Annotated in this window: 18 protein-coding genes and 1 tRNA gene; 12 read left to right on the top strand and 7 right to left on the bottom strand. The window is 70.0% G+C overall.

Annotated elements, in window-relative coordinates; all coding sequences use genetic code 11:
- Positions 1 to 45 precede the first annotated feature (45 nt).
- Positions 46 to 1,401 carry a hypothetical protein gene (locus ABZ318_RS12275; RefSeq protein ID WP_356902392.1) on the top strand — a complete coding sequence of 452 codons (1,356 nt, stop codon included), beginning with the start codon at positions 46 to 48 and terminating at the stop codon, positions 1,399 to 1,401.
- A gap of 3 nt (positions 1,402 to 1,404) precedes the next feature.
- Here ABZ318_RS12275 and ABZ318_RS12270 read toward each other — a convergent pair whose 3' ends face one another.
- Both ABZ318_RS12270 and ABZ318_RS12265 read right to left on the bottom strand, forming a co-directional pair.
- On the bottom strand, positions 1,405 to 2,820 hold the full coding sequence (locus ABZ318_RS12270) for a protein kinase (protein ID WP_356902391.1): 1,416 nt from the start codon (positions 2,818 to 2,820) through the stop codon (positions 1,405 to 1,407).
- A 64-nt stretch (positions 2,821 to 2,884) separates the two neighbouring features.
- Positions 2,885 to 3,433, bottom strand: a complete 549-nt coding sequence (locus tag ABZ318_RS12265; RefSeq protein WP_356902390.1) for a DNA-binding protein — start codon at positions 3,431 to 3,433, stop codon at positions 2,885 to 2,887.
- Positions 3,434 to 3,561: 128 nt separating this feature from the next.
- On the opposite strand from ABZ318_RS12265, the gene ABZ318_RS12260 reads away from it, so the two are divergent.
- The 3 genes from ABZ318_RS12260 (at position 3,562) to ABZ318_RS12250 (ending at position 5,598) form a co-directional block, all read left to right on the top strand.
- Positions 3,562 to 3,634 (top strand) — tRNA-Ala (locus ABZ318_RS12260).
- 253 nt (positions 3,635 to 3,887) lie between these two features.
- Positions 3,888 to 5,000 carry an acyltransferase gene (locus tag ABZ318_RS12255; RefSeq protein ID WP_356902389.1) on the top strand — a complete coding sequence of 371 codons (1,113 nt, stop codon included), beginning with the start codon at positions 3,888 to 3,890 and terminating at the stop codon, positions 4,998 to 5,000.
- A gap of 223 nt (positions 5,001 to 5,223) precedes the next feature.
- Positions 5,224 to 5,598, top strand: coding sequence for a DUF6344 domain-containing protein (locus ABZ318_RS12250; protein ID WP_356902388.1), 375 nt, complete (start codon positions 5,224 to 5,226; stop codon positions 5,596 to 5,598).
- Positions 5,599 to 5,914: 316 nt separating this feature from the next.
- On the opposite strand, the gene ABZ318_RS12245 is transcribed toward ABZ318_RS12250, so the two are convergent.
- Positions 5,915 to 6,613: a DUF5324 family protein gene (locus ABZ318_RS12245; protein ID WP_356902387.1), complete on the bottom strand. Its 699-nt coding sequence runs from the start codon at positions 6,611 to 6,613 to the stop codon at positions 5,915 to 5,917.
- A gap of 196 nt (positions 6,614 to 6,809) precedes the next feature.
- On the opposite strand from ABZ318_RS12245, the gene ABZ318_RS12240 reads away from it, so the two are divergent.
- Positions 6,810 to 7,337 (top strand): peptidylprolyl isomerase, encoded by a 528-nt coding sequence (locus ABZ318_RS12240; RefSeq protein ID WP_356902386.1) that lies wholly within the window; start codon positions 6,810 to 6,812, stop codon positions 7,335 to 7,337.
- Between the two features lie 22 nt (positions 7,338 to 7,359).
- Positions 7,360 to 8,223, top strand: coding sequence for a rhomboid family intramembrane serine protease (locus ABZ318_RS12235; protein ID WP_356902385.1), 864 nt, complete (start codon positions 7,360 to 7,362; stop codon positions 8,221 to 8,223).
- Positions 8,224 to 8,539: 316 nt separating this feature from the next.
- Here the strand turns inward: ABZ318_RS12235 and crgA are convergent, their stop codons facing one another.
- Positions 8,540 to 8,791, bottom strand: coding sequence for a cell division protein CrgA (gene crgA, locus ABZ318_RS12230; RefSeq protein ID WP_356902384.1), 252 nt, complete (start codon positions 8,789 to 8,791; stop codon positions 8,540 to 8,542).
- A 140-nt stretch (positions 8,792 to 8,931) separates the two neighbouring features.
- Here crgA and ABZ318_RS12225 point away from each other — a divergent pair, with 140 nt between their 5' ends.
- The 6 genes from ABZ318_RS12225 to ABZ318_RS12200 all read left to right on the top strand — a co-directional run bounded on the left by ABZ318_RS12225 (position 8,932) and on the right by ABZ318_RS12200 (position 13,296).
- Positions 8,932 to 9,699 carry a DUF881 domain-containing protein gene (locus ABZ318_RS12225; protein WP_356902383.1) on the top strand — a complete coding sequence of 256 codons (768 nt, stop codon included), beginning with the start codon at positions 8,932 to 8,934 and terminating at the stop codon, positions 9,697 to 9,699.
- Positions 9,700 to 9,714: 15 nt separating this feature from the next.
- Complete coding sequence (locus ABZ318_RS12220) at positions 9,715 to 10,386, top strand: class E sortase (RefSeq protein ID WP_356902382.1); 672 nt, start codon at positions 9,715 to 9,717, stop codon at positions 10,384 to 10,386.
- A gap of 64 nt (positions 10,387 to 10,450) precedes the next feature.
- A complete protein-coding gene (locus tag ABZ318_RS12215) occupies positions 10,451 to 10,612 on the top strand; it encodes a hypothetical protein (RefSeq protein WP_015034837.1) in 162 nt (53 codons plus the stop codon).
- A complete protein-coding gene (locus ABZ318_RS12210) occupies positions 10,609 to 11,247 on the top strand; it encodes an aminodeoxychorismate/anthranilate synthase component II (protein ID WP_356902381.1) in 639 nt (212 codons plus the stop codon). The genes ABZ318_RS12215 and ABZ318_RS12210 overlap by 4 nt, the downstream gene beginning before the upstream one ends.
- Entirely contained in the window at positions 11,244 to 12,584 is a 1,341-nt protein-coding gene (locus ABZ318_RS12205) for a class E sortase (protein ID WP_356902380.1), read from the top strand. The genes ABZ318_RS12210 and ABZ318_RS12205 overlap by 4 nt, the downstream gene beginning before the upstream one ends.
- Positions 12,585 to 12,621: 37 nt before the next feature.
- The gene (locus ABZ318_RS12200; RefSeq protein WP_356902379.1) at positions 12,622 to 13,296 is read left to right on the top strand and encodes a class E sortase; all 675 of its coding nucleotides are present in this window, start codon (positions 12,622 to 12,624) and stop codon (positions 13,294 to 13,296) included.
- A 112-nt stretch (positions 13,297 to 13,408) separates the two neighbouring features.
- Here the strand turns inward: ABZ318_RS12200 and pknB are convergent, their stop codons facing one another.
- The 3 genes from pknB to ABZ318_RS12185 form a co-directional block, all read right to left on the bottom strand.
- On the bottom strand, positions 13,409 to 15,424 hold the full coding sequence (gene pknB / locus ABZ318_RS12195) for a Stk1 family PASTA domain-containing Ser/Thr kinase (protein WP_356902378.1): 2,016 nt from the start codon (positions 15,422 to 15,424) through the stop codon (positions 13,409 to 13,411).
- A 154-nt stretch (positions 15,425 to 15,578) separates the two neighbouring features.
- On the bottom strand, positions 15,579 to 17,045 hold the full coding sequence (locus ABZ318_RS12190) for a penicillin-binding transpeptidase domain-containing protein (protein WP_356902377.1): 1,467 nt from the start codon (positions 17,043 to 17,045) through the stop codon (positions 15,579 to 15,581).
- The gene (locus tag ABZ318_RS12185; protein WP_356902376.1) at positions 17,042 to 18,481 is read right to left on the bottom strand and encodes an FtsW/RodA/SpoVE family cell cycle protein; all 1,440 of its coding nucleotides are present in this window, start codon (positions 18,479 to 18,481) and stop codon (positions 17,042 to 17,044) included. Before ABZ318_RS12185 ends, ABZ318_RS12190 begins: the two co-directional genes overlap by 4 nt.
- Positions 18,482 to 18,499 lie beyond the last annotated feature (18 nt).

Below are 18,499 nucleotides of genomic sequence, written 5' to 3'. Positions count from 1 at the left end.
GGCAGGATGGACCGGCACCGCAGCGGGAACGGACGGGAGACACGCGTGAGCACGCAGGCCGGGAGGCGGACCGGGATCGGCCGGAGGGCGGGAGCCCTGATCGCGGCGGCCGCGGCGATGGGCGCGGTGACGGCCTTGCCCGCCCAGGCCCTGCCCGCCCAGGCCCGGGCCGCCGGGGCCGCTGAGGGCGTCGAGGCCGCTGAGGGCGTCGAGGCTGCCGAGGGGTCGGCCGTACCGCCGTACGCCTTCGACGGCTCGGCCCAGCGGATCCAGGGCGCCGCCTCCAGCCTCGACGCCAAGACCCTGCAGACCGGCCGGACGTACCGCGACACCCTCAAGAAGGACGGCAAGGTCTACTACCGGGTCGACCTCGACACGAAGCGGAACACGTACGTCTCCGTCGTCGCCGTCCCCAAGCCCGGCGGCAAGGTCGAGTACGGCGACGGCTTCAAGGTCAGCATCCAGGACAACACCGGAGCCGACTGCGGCTACCAGGACGTCGACTTCGGCTCCGGGCAGTACGCCAGGCCGCTCGCCGCCTACGCCCGCCGGATCGTCGACGCGGACTCCTTCAGCTGCCAGAAGAAGGGCGCCTACTACGTGCTCGTCGAGCGCGATTCGGCGGCGACCTCCACCCCGGACGACTGGGAGCTGGAGCTCCGGTACGTCACCGAGCCCCTCCTCAAGCAGGCCGGCCCCACCGCACTCCCCGAGGCCTGGCCGTCGGGCACGCCCGCGCCGCCGGCCGGAGGCCAGCAGAAGCGGCAGGGAGGCGCCGGGTTCCACGAGGCCGTCGCACTGCGGGAGGGCGAGTGGCGGGCCGACATCCGGCCCGGCCAGACCCTCTTCTACCGGGTGCCGGTGGACTGGGGGCAGCAGCTCTTCGTCGGCGCCGAACTGGGCAGCGGCGCCGAGGGGGACTCCGTGAGCAACGCGCTCACCCTCTCGCTCGACAACCCGGCCCTCGGCTTCGTCGACATGGACACGGTCAGCTACGACGGGAAGCCCGCGACGCTGGCGCTCGACCCGCTGCGGCCGGTCGCCCACGAGAACCGCACCTCGTACCAGGAGGCCACCAGCGGCATGCGGTTCGCCGGCTGGTACTACCTGACGGCGACGCTGAGCCCGGAGGTCGCCGCCGAGTACGGCGACAAACCGGTGCCGCTGGCGCTCCGGGTGAACGTCGAGGGCAGCCCGAAGCAGGCTCCCCCGTACGACGCGGACCCCGGGATCTTCTCGGTGACGGCGGACGACCAGCAGGCCGCGGCGAACGGCGCCACGGGGGCATCGGCCACGACGAACGGCACGATGGCGATCGTCGCGACGGCCGGCATCGGCACCGGGACCGTACTGCTCCTCGGGCTCGGGGCCTGGACCCTGCTGGCCCGGCGGCGGGCCTGAGCCTCAGACCTGCGTCAGGGCCCAGAAGCCGACCGCGAGGCACACCAGCGCGACCAGAAGCACCGGGACCGCCACCTTCGGGGGCGGCCCCGGCCGGCGTACGGGGGCGAGCGGCGCGGGAGCCTGGACGGGGTGGGGGGCGTACGGGTGACCGGGGGCGTACGGATGGGTGGGCGCCTGCCCGTACGGCGTCGCGGGGGCGGGCACCTGCTCGAAGGACGGGGCCGGGTGCGGGACCGGCGGAGGCAGATGGAAGCTGCCCGTCTCGGAGGGCCCGGGCAGCGGCGCGGGCGCGGGGGCCTGGGCGGTGGGCTGGTACGACGGGTACGGCTGGTGCTGCGGCTGGGACTGCTGCGGCTGCACGGGTCGTACGGGCGGTTCCTGGGCCGGTACGGGCGCGGGGGCGGCGAGGCCCGTGACGGCGGGGCGCGGGGGCTCCGTGGGCTCTGCGGGACCTGGGAGATCTGTGGGGCTTGCGGAAGCCATGGGGACTGTGGAGCTTGTGGAAGCCGTGGGATTTGCAGAAGAGCCGCCGGGGCCCGTGGGGCCTTCCGGGCCGAATCCGGCCGGGAGGGGGCCGAGGTGGTCGAGGATCTCCACCGGCTCCTCGTCGGGGCGCGGCTCGGGCAGCATCTCCACCGCGGCGCTCAGCGCCTTGCGCGCTCCCGTGGCCGTCCGGAAACGTGCCTGTGGATCGGGCTGGAGCAGCCCGGCGAGCACCTGCCACAAGGGCTCCGGGACGCCCTCGGGAGCGCCCGGGGTGCCGTGCGCGAGGAAGTGCTCGACCAGCGCCTGGGAGTCCGGCTTGCGGCCCTTGAGCAGATAGAGCGCGACCAGCCCGACGGCGAAGAGGTCGGCGGTGAAGTCCGGCTCGGCGCCGAGGAGCTGCTCCGGCGCGAAGTAACCGGGCGTCCCCACCACGTAGTCGGTCTCGGTGAGGCGGGGTTCGCCCTTGCGCATGGAGATGCCGAAGTCGGACAGCCGCAGGTGCGGCCGCCCGGTGCCGGTGACCTCCATGAGGATGTTGGCGGGCTTGATGTCCCGGTGCACGACCCCCTCCGCGTGCACCGCGGCCAGGCCCGAGAGCAGCTGGTCCAGCAGGGCGCAGACGAAGCGGGGCGGCAGCGGCCCGTAGTCCCCGATGACGTGGGCCAGCGAGCCGCCGGCCACCAGGTCCATGGTGAAGAGGACCTTGTCGTCGTCGGCGGCCCAGCTGGCCGGGGCGAGGACGTGCGGATGATCGATCCGCAGCGCCTGCTCACGGACGAAGCGGAGCAGCGTGTGCGCGTCGCTCTGCAGGAGCACCTTGGCCGCCACGTAGCGGCGGCGCCGGTGGTCCCAGGCGCGCCACACGGCGCCCGCCCCGCCACGCCCGATCGGGTCGATCAGCTCGTACCGACCAGCGAAGACCTCACCCATCGTGCTGCGTCCGCTCCCCGTGTGCGTCGGCTCTCCGCGGTGCCGGCCTGCTGCCGGATCCGCGTCAGTTCTGGTGCGACTCGTAGTGGGCGACCGCGTCGGCGGTGCGCCCGGCGCCGTACACCCGGAGGAACTCTGCCAGTTCCGGGTGGGCCGGGGCGAGCGAGTCGGCGGCGTCGATGATGTCGCCGGCGGCCGCCACGGAGCGCAACAGGGACTGGATCTCGCGGACCACGCGGCGCACGGTCGGCCCGCCCGAGCCGGTGCTCGGCTGGCCGGTGGCGGTGAGGACGGACCCGCCCTGCGACTTCTTGACCTCGTCCATCCGGTCGGTGGCCTCGGCGGCGCTGACGCTGCCGTCGGCGACCTGGACGGCGAGCTCCTGGAGGGCCTGGACGCGCTGGACGACGGCCGGGTTGCCGATCTTGGCCCGCTGGCCGCTCATCAGCTGGGACAGCATGGGCGCCGAGAGGCCGAGCACGGCCGCGAGCCTCGCCTGATTGAGCCCGAGGTCGTCGATCAGGCGACGGAAGAGCGCCCCCAGCGGCTCTCCGTACCAACTGCGCTGAAGCTCTCTGGCTCTCGCCGTGGCTTCCTGCTGCGCTGCGTCCATTGCTTCTCCCCATCCCTTGGTTCGCCACTGCGAACCCCGATCAGCATCTTACGGAGAGTGGTCGCTCACCGGGAGACCCAATCCTTTTGCCGGACATGGGGGTGGACCCGGTACGCTGTCCTCGTTCCGGGGCCTTAGCTCAGTTGGTAGAGCGCTGTCTTTGCATGGCAGATGTCAGGGGTTCGACTCCCCTAGGCTCCACCGGTGAAATGCCCTCCGGGCCGCGGAAGCGCGGCGGCGGAGGGCATTTTCGTGCGGGCGCGGCGCCGAGCCGCCCTCGACCGCGGACGGCTCGCCTCCCGGCCCGGAGTCCCGTTAGTCGACGAGCGGCACCCCGCGCAAGTCAAAGCTTGTACGGATTCTGTGAGCCACCTAGGCTCGTTGCGCCGAGTCGATGCCCTGTACGAACCAGGCGAGCTCACCGGCCACAGACCTAGCGGGGGATTTCCGAGTGTTGAACCAGCTGTCACCCGAGCTGCTCAAGGCCCGAATACGGCAGCCCGAGACCCGGGCCGCGCCGGGCCCGGGGGCGAAGCGCCTCCCGCGGCTCCACGCGCTCGACGGGCTCAGGCTGGGAGCGGCGCTCATGGTGGTCGCGTACCACTACACGGCGCGCGGCGGCGGCTGGCCGACGCCGGTGAGGGAGATGTTCCCGGAGGCCTCCCGAATATCCGCGTACGGCTATCTCGGCGTCCAGCTCTTCTTCATCATCAGCGGCTTCGTCGTCTGCATGAGCGCGTGGAACCGGCCCGTGAAGGCGTTCTTCGTCTCGCGGGTGATCCGGCTCTATCCGGCCTACTGGTTCGCGGTCATCGCGACCAGCGTCACCGTCACGGTCATTCCCCATGGCAGTCGCCACCTCCCGTGGAACGACATCCTGACCAATCTGACGATGCTTCAGCAGCCCCTCGGGGTGCCGCACGTCGACACCGTCTACTGGACGCTCTTCACGGAGCTCCGCTTCTACCTCCTCTTCGCCCTGGTCGCCTGGTGGGGCCTGACCTACAAGCGGGTCCTGCTCTTCTGCTGCGTCTGGGGTGCGGCCACCGTCCTCGTCGCCAAGCAGCCGCCCGGACCGCTGCGGCTGCTGCTGATCCCCGAGTACAGCTGGTTCTTCATCGCCGGCATGGCGTTCTACCTGATGTACCGGTTCCGCCCGAACCTGATGCTCTTCGGCATCGTCGGCGTCTCCTTCTGTGCCTCCCTCGCCCCCACCATCGAGGAGTTCAAGCGCCTCACGCCCTTCCTCGGCCACCGCGCCGCGTGGCCCGTGATCGTGCTGCTCGCCGCCTTCTTCGGGGTCATGGCGCTCATCGCCACCGGCAAGCTCTCCCGCATCCAGTGGAAGTGGCTGCCGGTCGCGGGCGCGCTGACCTACCCGGTGTACCTGCTCCACCAGATAATCGGCTGGGAGTTCATCCACTACTTCGCGCCGCGCGAGCTCGTCTCCCCGTGGGCGCTCCTCGGTCTGGTGACCCTCGGGACGCTGGTGCTGTCGTACCTGGTGAACAAGCTCGTCGAGAAGCCGCTGAGCGGCTATCTCAAGCGCCACCTCGCCCAGCTCTGACGGGCCGGACCGGCCCTGCCGGCACCGGATCGACACGGAAGGCCACGCCCGCTCGGGGGGCGTGGCCTTCCGTGCTGATCCGGACGGGTGGTGTTCATCGGAAGAACTGCGCGGCGGCGGCGGTGTTCCGGGCAATTCGGGCGCGCGTCCTCATCATGAGGAAAGTACGTAAAGCGCGCAACCCGAAATGAACCATCCGAGAACGTCACGAAAGCGAGGGACCATGGCCACCGCCAAGGTCAAGCAGTTCTGGACCGCCTTCATCTCCGTCCTCTTCGCCCTCCTCGCCTCCGTCGGCCTGGCGAACACCGCTGCCGCGGCCGGCCAGCCCGCCGTCCAGCAGCCCGAGGAGCCGGCTGCCCCCGCCGCCGTTCCCGCTGCCGCCGCCGTGGAGCGCGCGTCGGCTCCCGTACCGGCACAGCGGGCGCGCCGGTGGCCGCTCGTCGGGGACCGGTCCCTGCCGCCCACCATCAAGCAGCGCATCGCCGCCGAGGCCCACGGTTCCTCGCCCTCCGCGCGGCAGCGGTCGTCGTCGACCGCCGCCGTCGAGACCGACCCGGCCGCGCTGACGGAGCTCGCGCTCGCCGCTGCGGCGTAGGGCGCGGGGAGACGCACTCCCCACACCCCACGCGCAGGATCCCGGCGGATCCTCAGCAGGACCAGCAGGTCCAGCAGGACCGCAGCGGAACCGCAGCAGGACCCCAGCAGGCCCAGACGGCCTGGTAGGGCCCCAGCAGGTCCCAGTACGGCCCGGGCAGGACCAGGCAGGGCCTAGTACGGCCCCGGTAGGGCCCCAGCAGGTCCCAGACGGCCTGGTAGGACCCAGCAGGACCCAGCAGGACCCAGCAGGACCCCAGCAGGACCAGTACGGCCCGGTAGGACCCCGGCAGGGGCCCGGCAGGAGTGGCGGTCGGTCAGCGGCGTTCGTCGCGTTCGGCGGCTTCTGCGGCGGCCGCGGCATCCGCGTCGGTCTCCGCCTCCGCATCGAGGGGAGTCCCACTGCCGTCGACGGACGACAGCGAGGAGTCCTCGTCCATCTCGGTGGGCGCGGGAGGCTCGACCAGCCAGTCGGGATTGGCCTGCTTGTCCCACCACTTCCAGGCGGCGAACGCGCCGCCGACCACTACGCCGAGGACGACGAGTCCCCTGGCGAGGCGTCCGGCCCTGGCCCGACGCTCGTGCTTCTTCACGATCTTCTGGATTTCCTTCGGCGTCACCTGACCGCGCAGCGCGGCCCAGGCGGCGGTGGAACGCGACCCGGCCTCCTCAAGGGCGGGACCGGTCGCGGCGACCGCGCTCTCGACACGCGGAACGGTGTAGTCGGCCGCCTGACGGGCGGCCTTGCGGGTCTTGACCGCCGCACGGTGTGCGGCCGCGTCGACCCGTGGCGGTACACGCGGTGCGACATACGAGTCGTACTGCACGCGCGCCTGCGTCCGGGCCTGTTGAGCGGCCTTCGAGAGCTTCGGCGCGAGCATCGCCCGCGCCTCGTGCGCGTAGTGCGTGGCCTGGTCCTTGGCCGTGCCGGCGTACGGCGCCACCACTTCCGCGGCGTGCAGGACGCTCTCCTTCGCCGAATCTGTCGCGGCGCGCACGCTGTCCATGCGGGTCACGGGACTCCTCCTCCTCGGTGGCGATGTCGGTTTTTCACCTTTCCATCCTGTTCGGAATCATGCCCCCCGGAGCGAGCTCCGGCATGCGGGGCTGGCATCCGGGGCATGCGAGGATCGGACACGCCAGAGACAGACGTGACATGACGCGGGACGACGTGCGTGGCATGACGCGAGACGACGTGGACGGAAGGCGACCGTGGCCGAGCAGCTGTACGCGATCCTCAAGACGAGCCTGGGCGACATCGAGGTGCGGCTGATGCCGTTCCACGCCCCGAAGACGGTCCGGAACTTCGTCGAACTCGCCTCCGGCGAGCGCGAGTGGACGCACCCCGCCACCGGCAAGGCCTCCTCGGACCCGCTCTACGACGGAACGGTCTTCCACCGGGTCATCAAGGGGTTCATGATCCAGGGCGGCGACCCGCTGGGGAACGGCACGGGCGGACCGGGCTACGAGTTCGCCGACGAGTTCCACCCGGAGCTCTTCTTCGACCGCCCCTACCTGCTGGCCATGGCCAACGCCGGCCCGGGCACCAACGGCTCGCAGTTCTTCGTCACCGTCGGCCCCGCGACCTGGCTGAACCGCAAGCACACCATCTTCGGCGAGGTCGTGGACAAGGAGAGCCGGAAGGTCGTGGACGCGATCGCGACCACCCCGACCGACCCCCACACCGAGCGTCCGCTCCAGGACGTGGTCATCGAGTCCGTGGTGATCGAGAAGCGCTGAGGCGGAAGGGACGGGACCTCCCATGGACACGCAGCCCGGTCTGCTGCGCTGCTACCGCCACCCGGAGGCCGAGACCGGCATCCGCTGCGCCCGCTGCGAGAGGCCCATCTGCACGCAGTGCATGATCTCCGCCTCCGTCGGCTTCCAGTGCCCCGAGTGCGTGCGGGGCGGCTCGGGGACGGGCCACGCCCCCGACGCCAACCAGCCCCGGACGCTCGCCGGCGGCCGGGTGGCGACGGACGAGCGTTTCGTCACCAAGATCCTCATCGCGATCAACCTGGCGCTGTTCATCGCCGTCCAGGTGGTGGGCGACCGGCTCGTCGACGACCTGGCGCTCATCGGCGGCGCGTACCTGCCGAGCGGTGAGCTGGTCGGGGTCTCGGACGGCGAGTGGTACCGCCTGCTGACCTCCGCCTTCCTCCACCAGGAGATCCCGCACTTCCTCTTCAACATGCTGGGCCTGTGGGTGATCGGCGGGATCGTCGAACCCGAGCTCGGGCGGATCCGGTACGCGGCCCTCTGCCTGCTCGCCGGACTCTCCGGCTCCGCGCTCGCCTATCTGCTCTCCCCGCAGAACCAGTTCTCGCTGGGCGCCTCCGGCATCGTCTACGGCCTGATCGGCGCCTGGGCCGTGCTGGCCCGGCGCCGGCGGCAGGACATGCGGCCGGTGGCCCTCTTCGTGGCGCTGTCGTTGCTCATCACGTTCACCCGTCCGGGGATCTCGTGGGAGGCACACGTCGGCGGTCTGGTGGCCGGCGCGCTGGTGGCGTACGCGATGGTGCACGCGCCGCGGGCCCGCCGGGACCTCGTGCAGTACGGGGCCTGTGCGCTGGTGCTCCTGATCGACCTGGGGATCGTGCTCGCCCGTTCGGCAGCGCTCACCTGAGCATGCACACCTGTGGAAGAGCTCTTCTGTGAGCTTTCCCCAGAGTTATCCACAGCGTGTGGCGGGTCCTGTCCGTTGCGTGGGGAAAGACTGCGCCCCTCGCCTCTGACCTGGTGTTTCTCCAGGGAGGCGAGGGGCGCTGTGGATAACGCCGAGGGTGATTCCGGTCATACCGGCGTCAACCTCATGCCGAGTTATCCACAGATCTTCGTAAGTTATCCAGTGCTGTGCACAACTCTGTGGATAAGCTCGGGGGAGAACTTGACGAGTGGCCCCCGCGACCGCTAGATCGCCCGGACCACCCCTGCTTCCGCCGCTACTTCCACTGCGTGGAGACGCCGAAGCCGGCCGCGATGAAGCCGAAGCCCACCACGATGTTCCAGTTCCGGATCGACTCGACCGGCATGGTGCCGTCGGTGACGTAGAAGACCACGATCCACACCAGCCCGATGGCGAACAGCGCCAGCATCACGGGCGCCACCCAGCTGCGGTTGGTCAGCTTGATGGTGGTGGCCTTGGCGGGCGGAGGCGTGAAGTCGGCCTTCTTGCGGATCCGTGACTTCGGCACGAGGGACTCTCCTGTCGATGCGCTGCGTGACCGCGCAGGGAACTGTGGCTGGCGCCGGGATGTGACGAAGGAGGACGACTGCGTCCCCCAAGCGTCCGTTAGCGTAGTGGTTCCGCGGCACCGAAGGGGATCAGGGTACGTTGAGCAATTCCGCCGACACTCCCGAAGGGCCGGGCCGCACCACGAGGTGGCGCCCCGTCCGAGTGCTCACCCTTGCCGTCTTCGCCCTCGCCGGGCTGATCTTCGTCACGAGCTTCAACACCGCCAAGGGCACCAACCTCCGGACGGACGCCTCACTCCTGAGGCTCTCCGACCTCATCGAGGAACGCAGCCACAAGAACGCCGGCCTCGACGAGTCCACCGCCGCCCTCCGCACCCAGGTCGACTCCCTCGCCGCCCGAGACGACGGCTCCACGCGTGCGGAGGACGAGAAACTCGACGCACTGGAGGCCGAGGCCGGGACCACCGAGGTCTCCGGCTCCGGCCTCACCGTCACCCTCGACGACGCCCCGCCGAACGCCCAGGCCGCCCCCGGATACCCCGAACCGCAGGCCAACGACCTCGTCATCCACCAGCAGGACCTCCAGGCCGTCGTCAACGCCCTGTGGCACGGCGGCGCCGAAGGCATCCGGGTCATGGACCAGCGGCTCATCTCCACCAGCGCCGTGCGCTGCGTCGGCAACACCCTGATCCTCCAGGGCCGCGTCTACTCCCCGCCGTACAAGATCACCGCCGTCGGTGACCGGGGGAAGCTGACCAGGGCCCTCGCCGACTCCCCCGCGCTCCAGAACTACCAGCTGTACGTCAAGGCGTACGGACTCGGCTGGAAAGTCGACGAGCACCGGACGGTGACTCTTCCCGGCTACTCGGGCACAGTGGACCTCCACTACGCGAAGCCGGTGAGCTGACGGCGGGAGGGCCGCTTGCGTCTCGTCGTCAGGACCCTCAGCGAGCTGTGCATCACCGCCGGCGCCCTGGTCGTCCTCTTCGTCGCGTACCTCCTCTACTGGACCGGCGTCCAGGCCGGCAGCGCCGGCGCCGCCCAGATCGACACCCTCCAGAAGGAGTGGGCCGGCACGCCCGTAGCCGCCGCACCCGCCCCCGCGCGCGTACCGGCGCCGTACGTCACCGGCAAGGGCTTCGCCGTCATGTACGTCCCCCGGCTCGGCCGCGACTGGGAATGGCCCGTCCTCGAAGGCACCGGCCCCGACGTCCTGAAGCGGGGCCTCGGCCACTACGCCCGCACCGCCCCGCTCGGAGCCACCGGGAACTTCGCCGTCGCCGGCCACCGCCGGACCCACGGCGACCCGTTCAAGGACTTCCCGCGGCTGCGCCCCGGCGACGCGATCGTCCTCACCGACGGCACGACCTGGTTCACCTACCGGATCGACCGGGGCCCCTACCGGACCGTCCCCGGTGACACCGCCGTCGTCGACCCCGTCCCCAGGAAGTCCGGCTTCGACGGTCCCGGGCGCTACCTCACCCTCACCACCTGCGACCCCGAGTGGGGCAGCAGCCACCGGCTGATCGTCTGGGCGCACCTCGACGCCACCCGCCCGGTGACCGACGGTCGTCCACAGGCTTTGGGCAGCTGACCCCCCGCGGCCCGCTCGCCCCGTACTCTGGTCCCCGTAACGAACGGAAGGGGCGGTCGACGTCATGTACGGCTGGATCTGGCGGCATCTGCCGGGCAACGCGTGGGTACGGGCGCTGATCTCGATCGTGCTGGTCCTCGCGGTCGTCTATGTCCTCTTCCAGTACGTGTTCCCCTGGGCGGAGCCTCTGCTTCCGTTCAACGATGTGACGGTGGACGGCCAGTGAGCGCGCGAATTCTCGTCGTCGACAACTACGACAGCTTCGTCTTCAACCTCGTTCAGTACCTCTACCAGCTCGGCGCCGAGTGCGAAGTCCTCCGCAACGACGAGGTCGAGCTGAGCCATGCCCAGGACGGCTTCGACGGCGTCCTGCTCTCTCCCGGGCCCGGCGCGCCCGAGCAGGCCGGGGTCTGCATCGACATGGTCCGGCACTGCGCCGACACCGGTGTGCCCGTCTTCGGCGTCTGCCTCGGCATGCAGTCGATGGCCGTGGCCTACGGCGGCGTCGTCGACCGCGCGCCCGAGCTGCTGCACGGCAAGACCTCCCTCGTCACGCACGGGGGCCAGGGCGTCTTCGCCGGTCTTCCCTCGCCGTTCACCGCGACCCGCTACCACTCGCTGGCCGCCGAGCCCGCCGACCTCCCGGCCGAGCTCGAGGTCACGGCACGGACCGAGGACGGCATCATCATGGGGCTGCGCCACCGTGAACTGCCCGTCGAGGGAGTGCAGTTCCACCCCGAGTCGGTCCTCACCGAGCACGGGCACCTGATGCTGGCCAACTGGCTGGAGCAGTGCGGCGACAAGGGGGCGGTCGGCAGGTCGGCGGGGCTCGCTCCGGTGGTGGGCAAGGCCGTCGCGTGACGACGGGCTCGCCGTGGTTCCGGCCGTCGAACGGGCCGGAACCGGAGCCGATAACCGGGGACTCATACGCGCCGAACGCCGAGCCGTACGCGCCGAACGCCGAGCCGTACGCACCGAACGCCGAACCGTACGCACCGAGCGCCGAGTCGTATGCGCCGAGCGCCGAGTCGTATGTGCCGGCCGCCGAACCGTACGCGCCCGCCGCTGAGTCGTATGTGCCGGCCGCCGAACCGTACGCGCCCGCCGCTGAGTCGTACGCGTCGGCCGCCGAACCGTACGCGTCAGCTGCCGAACCCTACGCGCCCGCCGCCGAGGCGTACGTCCCCGCTGATCCGTACGCGTCCGCCGAGTCGTACGCGTACGAGGAGCCGGTGTCCCGCGGGTCCGCCGCCCAAGAGGGCCCCTACGAGCCCTCGTACGGGCCGTACGAGGCGGAAGAGCCCCCGGCGGCCCCGCCGGACGAGACGATGCCTCTGCGGGCCGTGGAGGACCCCGCCGAGCCGCCGCCGTCGGGGCCCGGGCGGGCCGAGCGCCGGCGTGCCGCCAAGGGCGGCCGGGGCAGGAACCGGGGCGCCGGCCCCGCGGCCGCCGCTCCGTCCGCCGCCGAAGGACGCCCCCTCTCCCGCGTGGAGGCCCGGCGGGCCGCCCGCGCCGCCAAGGAGAGCGTCGGCGTCGTCGCCAGCCGGGTCGTCGGAGAACTCTTCATCACCTTCGGCGTCGTCATGCTCCTCTTCGTCACCTACCAGCTGTGGTGGACGAACGTCCGGGCCGGCCAGGAGACCGACAAGGCCAAGGCCCAGATCGAGGACACCTGGGCCAGGGGCGGCGGGGACGAGAAGCCCGAGGCCTTCGAGCCCGGCAAGGGCTTCGCCATCATGTACATCCCCAAGCTGGACGTCGTCGTCCCCATCGCCGAGGGCATCAGCAAGACCGACGTCCTCGACAAGGGCATGGTCGGCCACTACGGCGAGGGCAAGCTCAAGACGGCCATGCCGGCCGACAAGCAGGGCAACTTCGCGGTGGCCGGCCACCGCAACACCCACGGCGAACCGTTCCGGTACATCAACCGGTTGAAGCCCGGGGACCCGATCGTCGTCGAGACGCAGACCGCGTACTACACGTACGAGATGGCCAGCATCCTGCCGCAGACCTCGCCCTCGAACGTCTCGGTGATCGAACCCGTACCGAAGCAGTCCGGCTTCAAGGGACCCGGCCGGTACATCACACTGACCACCTGCACACCGGAGTTCACCAGCACGTACCGCATGATCGTGTGGGGCAAGCTGGTCGACGAACGCCCGCGCAGCAAGGGAAAGCCGGAAGCGCTCGTAGGCTGAGACCCCACACCTCCGGACGGGACGACGGGACGACCTAGTGGCACGCGCGCGCAATCGGATCGCCGGGCTCATCAGCCTCTTCGGCGAACTCCTCATCACGGCGGGCCTGGTGCTCGGCCTCTTCGTCGTCTACTCCCTGTGGTGGACCAACGTCCTCGCCGACCGCGCCGCCGACAAGGACGGCGCCCAGGTCCGCGACCGGTGGGCCGACGGGCCCGGCGCGCTGGACACCAAGGACGGCATCGGCTTCCTCCACGTACCCGCCATGAAGAACGGCGAGGTCCTGGTGAAGCAGGGCACCGGCACCGACGTCCTCAACCACGGCGTCGCCGGCTACTACACCGACCCGGTCAAGTCCGCGCTCCCGCAGGACAAGCGGGGCAACTTCACGCTCGCCGCCCACCGGGACGGACACGGCGCCAAGTTCCACAACATCCACAAGTTGAAGACCGGGGACGCGATCGTCTTCGAGACCAAGGACACCTGGTACGTCTACAAGGTCTACAAGACCCTGCCCGAGACCACGAAGTACAACGTGGACGTCCTCCAGCCCGTCCCCGAGGAATCCGGGAAGACCAAGCCGGGCCGCTACATCACGCTGACCACCTGCACCCCCATGTACACCTCGGACTACCGCTACATCGTCTGGGGCGAACTGGAGCGCACGGAGAAGGTCGACCGCGACCGGACCCCTCCGGCGGAGCTGCGCTGAGCCGAGAACAAGCTGAGCCGAGAACAGGCTGAACCGAGAACGACGGGAGAGCCCCGGCATCCGTGGTGGATGCCGGGGCTCTCCCGTTGTCCGTGCTCGGTGAGGGCGGGCGTCAGCCGAAGAAGCCGCCGCCGCCACCGCCGGGGTTGCCGTTGTTGTTGTCCCCGCCGCCGCCCAGCGTGTTGACGGTGATCGGCTGGGTCTTGTCGACCATCGAACCCTCCGGCGGGTTCGTGCCGAAGACCAGGGCGTCCTCCTTGTCGGAGCCCACCTGGACGACCGTGAGGCCCAGGCCCTGGAGTATGTCCCGGACCTCCTTGAACTTCTTGCCGGTCAGGCCCGTGGGGATCTGGACCTGGGTCTGCTGCGGGCCCTTGGAGACCTTCAGCGTGATCTGGACGTCCTTCGGCTGGTTCGACGGGCCCTGCGGGGTCTGGTCGATGACCGTGCCCGCGGGCTCGTTCGAGTCGACGTCCTCCCTGGTCACGTTCGTGAAGCCGATCGCGCTCAGCTGCTGGGCGGCCTGGTCGTAGGTGCGGCCCTTGAAGCTGGGAAGCTCCGACAGCTGCTTCTTCGCGACGGTGATCGTGATCTCGGAGTTCTTCTCCGCCTTGGTGCCGCCGTCGGGGTTCTGCTTCAGGACCGTGCCGGGGTCCTCCTCGGACTCCTCCTGCTCGACCTTGACCTTGAAGCCCTTGTCCTTGAGGCTCTGCTCGGCCCGGTCCTGGGACTGCTCCACGACGTCCGGGACCTCGACGAGCGGGGCGCCCTCGGAGACGTACACCTGGATCGTGCCGTCGACGTCCATCTTCTGGACGTTGTCCGCGACCGGGTCCTGGCGGCAGATGGTGTCCTTGGGCTGGTCGCAGCGCTCGGTGCCGGCCTGCTGGACCTTCACCTGGGTGTTCTTCGCGAGGTCCCGCGCGCCTTCCATCGTCTGGCCGACCAGCTGTGGGACCGTGACCTTCTGCGGTCCGTCCTTCTTGTCGAAGAGCGCGACGCCGATGAAGATCGCGCCGACGAGCACCAGGATGCCCGCGAGGACCAGGATGATCGTCGAGGTGTTCGACTTCTTCTGGCCACCGCCGCGACGGCGGTCCGGACGGTCGTCATAGCCGTACCCGCCGTCGTCCGGGTTGACCGGCGGCAGCATCGACGTCTGGCCGGCCGGGTCGGCCTGGCGCAGCGCGGTGGTCGGCTGGTCCTCCGGCGGATACCCGCCGTAGCCCCCGCCGTAGCCGGGCGCGCCCCCCATGCCCATCCCCATCGCGGCGGCGGCCGCGACCGGCTGGCCGTCGAGGCAGGCCTCGATGTCCGCGCGCATCTCGTCGGCGGACTGGTAACGGTAGTCGGGGTCCTTGACCAGCGCCTTCAGGACGATGGCGTCCATCTCGGGCGTGATCTCGGGGTCGAAGTTGCTCGGCGGCTGCGGCTCCTCGCGGACGTGCTGGTACGCGACCGCGACCGGGGAGTCGCCGATGAACGGGGGACGGACGGTGAGCAGCTCGTAGAGGAGGCAGCCGGTGGAGTACAGGTCGGAGCGGGCGTCGACCTGCTCGCCCTTGGCCTGCTCCGGGGAGAGGTACTGGGCCGTGCCGATCACCGCGGCGGTCTGCGTCATGGTCATGCCCGCGTCGCCCATGGCGCGCGCGATGCCGAAGTCCATGACCTTGACCTGGCCGGTGCGCGTCAGCATGACGTTCGCCGGCTTGATGTCACGGTGCACGATGCCGGCGCGGTGCGAGTACTCCAGCGCCTGGAGGATGCCGACCGTCATCTCGAGGGTGCGCTCGGGCAGCAGCTTGCGCCCGGAGTGCAGCAGCTCACGCAGGGTCGACCCGTCGACGTACTCCATCACGATGTACGGGATGGAGACCTGGTCGACGTAGTCCTCGCCGGTGTCGTAGACCGCGACGATCGCCGGATGGTTCAGCGAGGCGGCGGACTGTGCCTCACGGCGGAACCGGGCCTGGAAGGACGGGTCGCGGGCCAGGTCGGCCCGCAGCGTCTTCACGGCGACGGTGCGGCCGAGCCGGGTGTCCTGGGCGAGGTAGACCTCGGCCATGCCACCACGGCCGAGCACCGGGCCCAGCTCGTACCGGCCGCCGAGGCGACGCGGCTCTTCCATAGCTAATCCAGCCCTCTCCGTCTGTCCCGACCGCACCCATGGGTGGTCCGGCGGTGTGTGCTGTTCGCGCATACGCTACCGGCCCCGGGGAGGCGTTCCGTCCGGGGCCGGTAGCTGATACCTGACCGGTACCTGGCTCGTACGGGGTCCGGGGTCAGCCCCGGGTCTTGATGACCGCCTTCATCACGGCCTTGGCGATCGGGGCGGCCAGACCGCCACCGGTGATGTCCTCACGGTCGGTGCCGGCCGAGTCCTCGACGACGACGGCGACCGCGACCGGGGAGCCCTCGGCGGTCTTCGCGTACGAGATGAACCAGGCGTAGGGACGCTTGGCGTTCTTCTCGCCGTGCTGGGCCGTACCCGTCTTGCCGCCGACCTTCACGCCGTCCATGTTCAGGTCGGCGTTGCCGCCGGTGCCGTTGGAGACGACGTTCTCCATCATCTGCTGGAGCTTCTGGGCGGTCTCCGGCGAGACCGGGCGGCTCATCTCCTCCGGGTCGTTCTGCTTGATGATGTCGAGGTTCGGGGCCCGCAGCTGGTCGATCATGTACGGCTTCATCAGCTTGCCGTCGTTGGCGATCGCCGCCGTGACCATCGCCATCTGCAGCGGGGTCGTCGCGGTGTTGAACTGGCCGATCGACGAGAGCGCGTTTCCACCGCGGTCGGCGTTCTTGTCGAAGACGGAGGCCGAGGAGCGGACCGGGGTGAACTGCTCGGCGTTGAAGCCGAACTTCTCCGCCATCTCGACCATCTTGTCGCGGCCGACGTCGTCGCCGAGCTTCGCGAAGACCGAGTTGCAGGAGATCTCCAGCGCGTGGTTGAGGCTGGTGTTGGCACAGCCGTGGGCGTGGTTGATCATCTCCCGGTTGGAGAGCGGGATCTTCCAGCCCTCGGGGGTCTCGGTCGGCGCGTTGATGTCGGTGACCTTGCCGTTCTCCAGAGCGGCGGCGGCGGTGACGACCTTGAAGACGGAGCCGGGCGGGTAGATCTCGCGGATCGCGCGGTTCTGCTTCGGCTTGTTCTTGTCCTTCTCCAGCGCGACCCAGGCCTTCTCGTCCTTGCCGGAGTAGCCGGCGAAGGTGGAGGGGTCGTACGAGGGCGTGGACGCCATCGCCAGGATCTTGCCGGTCTTCGGCTCGATGGCGACGACGGCGCCCGTCTTGTCGCCGAGGCCCTCGTAGGCGGCCTTCTGCGCGGCGCCGCTGAGGGTGGTGACGACGTCGCCGCCCTTCTTCTTCTCGCCGGTGAACATGGCGAGGGTGCGGTCGAAGAAGAGCCGGTCGTCGTTGCCGGTGAGGATGCCGTCCTCGATCTTCTCGATCTGGTTGGCGTCGTAGGCCTGCGAGGCGTACCCGGTGACCGGGGCCCACATGGGGCCGTCCACGTAGGTCCGCTTGAACTTGTAGAACTTGTCGCCCGAGTCGACGGAGCCCGTGATGGGCTTGCCGTCGACGATGATGTTGCCGCGCTCGTTCGAGTACCGCTCGATCTGCACGCGCCGGTTCTTGGGGTGCGCGTTCAGCTCGTCGGCGCGGACCAGCTGGAGCCAGTTGTCCCGCAGGAGCAGGGCGAGGACCAGCAGGCCGCAGAAGATCGCGACCCGCCGCAGCGGCTTGTTCACGGACGGACCACCTGGGTCATCTCGGCGTCGGGGGACGGGGCGGGTGCGGGCGCGGGACGGCGCGCGGTGTCGCTGATCCGGATGAGGATGCCGATCAGGGCCCAGTTGGCGATCACGGAGGAACCGCCGTACGCGAGGAACGGCATGGTCATACCGGTGAGCGGGATGAGGCCCATCACACCGCCGGCGACGACGAAGATCTGCAGCGCGAAGGCACCGGACAGACCCATCGCGAGCAGCTTGCCGAAGGGGTCGCGGGCGGCGAGGGAGGTACGGATGCCGCGCTCGATGATCAGGCCGTACAGCAGCAGGAAGACCATGACGCCGGTCAGGCCGAGCTCCTCGCCGACGGTGGCGAAGATGAAGTCGGAGTTGGCGGCGAACTGGATGAGGTCGGAGTTGCCCTGTCCGAGACCGGTGCCGAGGATGCCGCCCGAACCGAACGACATGAGCACCTGCGTCATCTGGTCACAGGCGTTCAGCATGTTCTGGTCGGTGGCCGTCTCCAGGCAGCCGAAGGGGTCGAGCCACGCGGCCACACGCGACTTCACGTGGCTGGCCGTGGAGCCGACGACCACCGCGCCCGCCACGGCCATCAGCAGACCCATGACGATCCAGCTGGTCCGCTCGGTCGCCACGTACAGCATGATCACGAACATGCCGAAGAACAGCAGCGAGGTACCGAGGTCGTTCTCGAAGACCAGGATGAGAAGGCTGACCGCCCAGATCGTCAGGATCGGGCCGAGGTCACGGCCACGCGGCAGGTAGAGCCCCATGAAACGGCGGCTGGCCAGCGCCAGCGCGTCCCGCTTCACCATCAGGTAGCCGGAGAAGAACACGGCGAGGACCAGCTTGGCGAACTCACCGGGCTGGATCGAGAAGCCGCCGATACGGATCCAGATCTTGGCGCCGAAGACGTCCGCGCCGAGGCCCGGGACGAGCGGCAGCAGCAGCAGGACGAGGGCCGCGACCATGGAGATGTACGTGTAGCGCTGGAGGACGCGGTGGTCCTTGAGCAGCAGCAGCACGCCCACGAACATGGCGACGCCGACCGCCGAGTACATCATCTGGCTGGGAGCGTCGGGGCTGAAGCTCTTGTACAGCCGCATCGAGGTCGCGATCAGCCGCGGCGACTGGTCGAGACGCCAGATCAGCACCAGGCCCAGGCCGTTGAGCAGGGTCGCCAGCGGCAGCAGCAGCGGGTCCGCGTACGGCGCCCACTTGCGCACCACGAGGTGGGCGACGGTCGCGAGCAGCGCCAGGCCGAGGCCGTACCCGGCCATGCCGGCCGGGACCTTGCCGTCGATGGCCAGGCCCACGTTGAGGTACGCGAACACCGGGATGACGACGGCGAACGCCAGCAGCGCCAGCTCGGTGTTGCGGCGGCTCGGCGCCTCGATCGCGCCGATGGTGGTCGTGTTGGTGACAACGCTCATGGTGGTGAAAGGCCCCCT

Source organism: Streptomyces sp. NPDC006197, from assembly GCF_040613865.1.
Classification (GTDB): domain Bacteria; phylum Actinomycetota; class Actinomycetes; order Streptomycetales; family Streptomycetaceae; genus Streptomyces.
The sequence above is the reverse complement of the archived record's forward strand: the minus strand, read 5'-3'. Positions and strand labels throughout refer to the sequence as shown.

Excerpts from the sequence above, each read along its gene's own strand:
- ABZ318_RS12270 (WP_356902391.1), bottom strand. The coding sequence starts at position 2,820 with ATGGGTGAGGTCTTCGCTGGTCGGTACGAGCTGATCGACCCGATCGGG.
- ABZ318_RS12265 (WP_356902390.1), bottom strand. The coding sequence starts at position 3,433 with ATGGACGCAGCGCAGCAGGAAGCCACGGCGAGAGCCAGAGAGCTTCAG.
- ABZ318_RS12250 (WP_356902388.1), top strand. The coding sequence starts at position 5,224 with ATGGCCACCGCCAAGGTCAAGCAGTTCTGGACCGCCTTCATCTCCGTC.
- ABZ318_RS12235 (WP_356902385.1), top strand. The coding sequence starts at position 7,360 with ATGGACACGCAGCCCGGTCTGCTGCGCTGCTACCGCCACCCGGAGGCC.
- ABZ318_RS12215 (WP_015034837.1), top strand. The coding sequence starts at position 10,451 with ATGTACGGCTGGATCTGGCGGCATCTGCCGGGCAACGCGTGGGTACGG.
- pknB (WP_356902378.1), bottom strand. The coding sequence starts at position 15,424 with ATGGAAGAGCCGCGTCGCCTCGGCGGCCGGTACGAGCTGGGCCCGGTG.
- ABZ318_RS12185 (WP_356902376.1), bottom strand. The coding sequence starts at position 18,481 with ATGAGCGTTGTCACCAACACGACCACCATCGGCGCGATCGAGGCGCCG.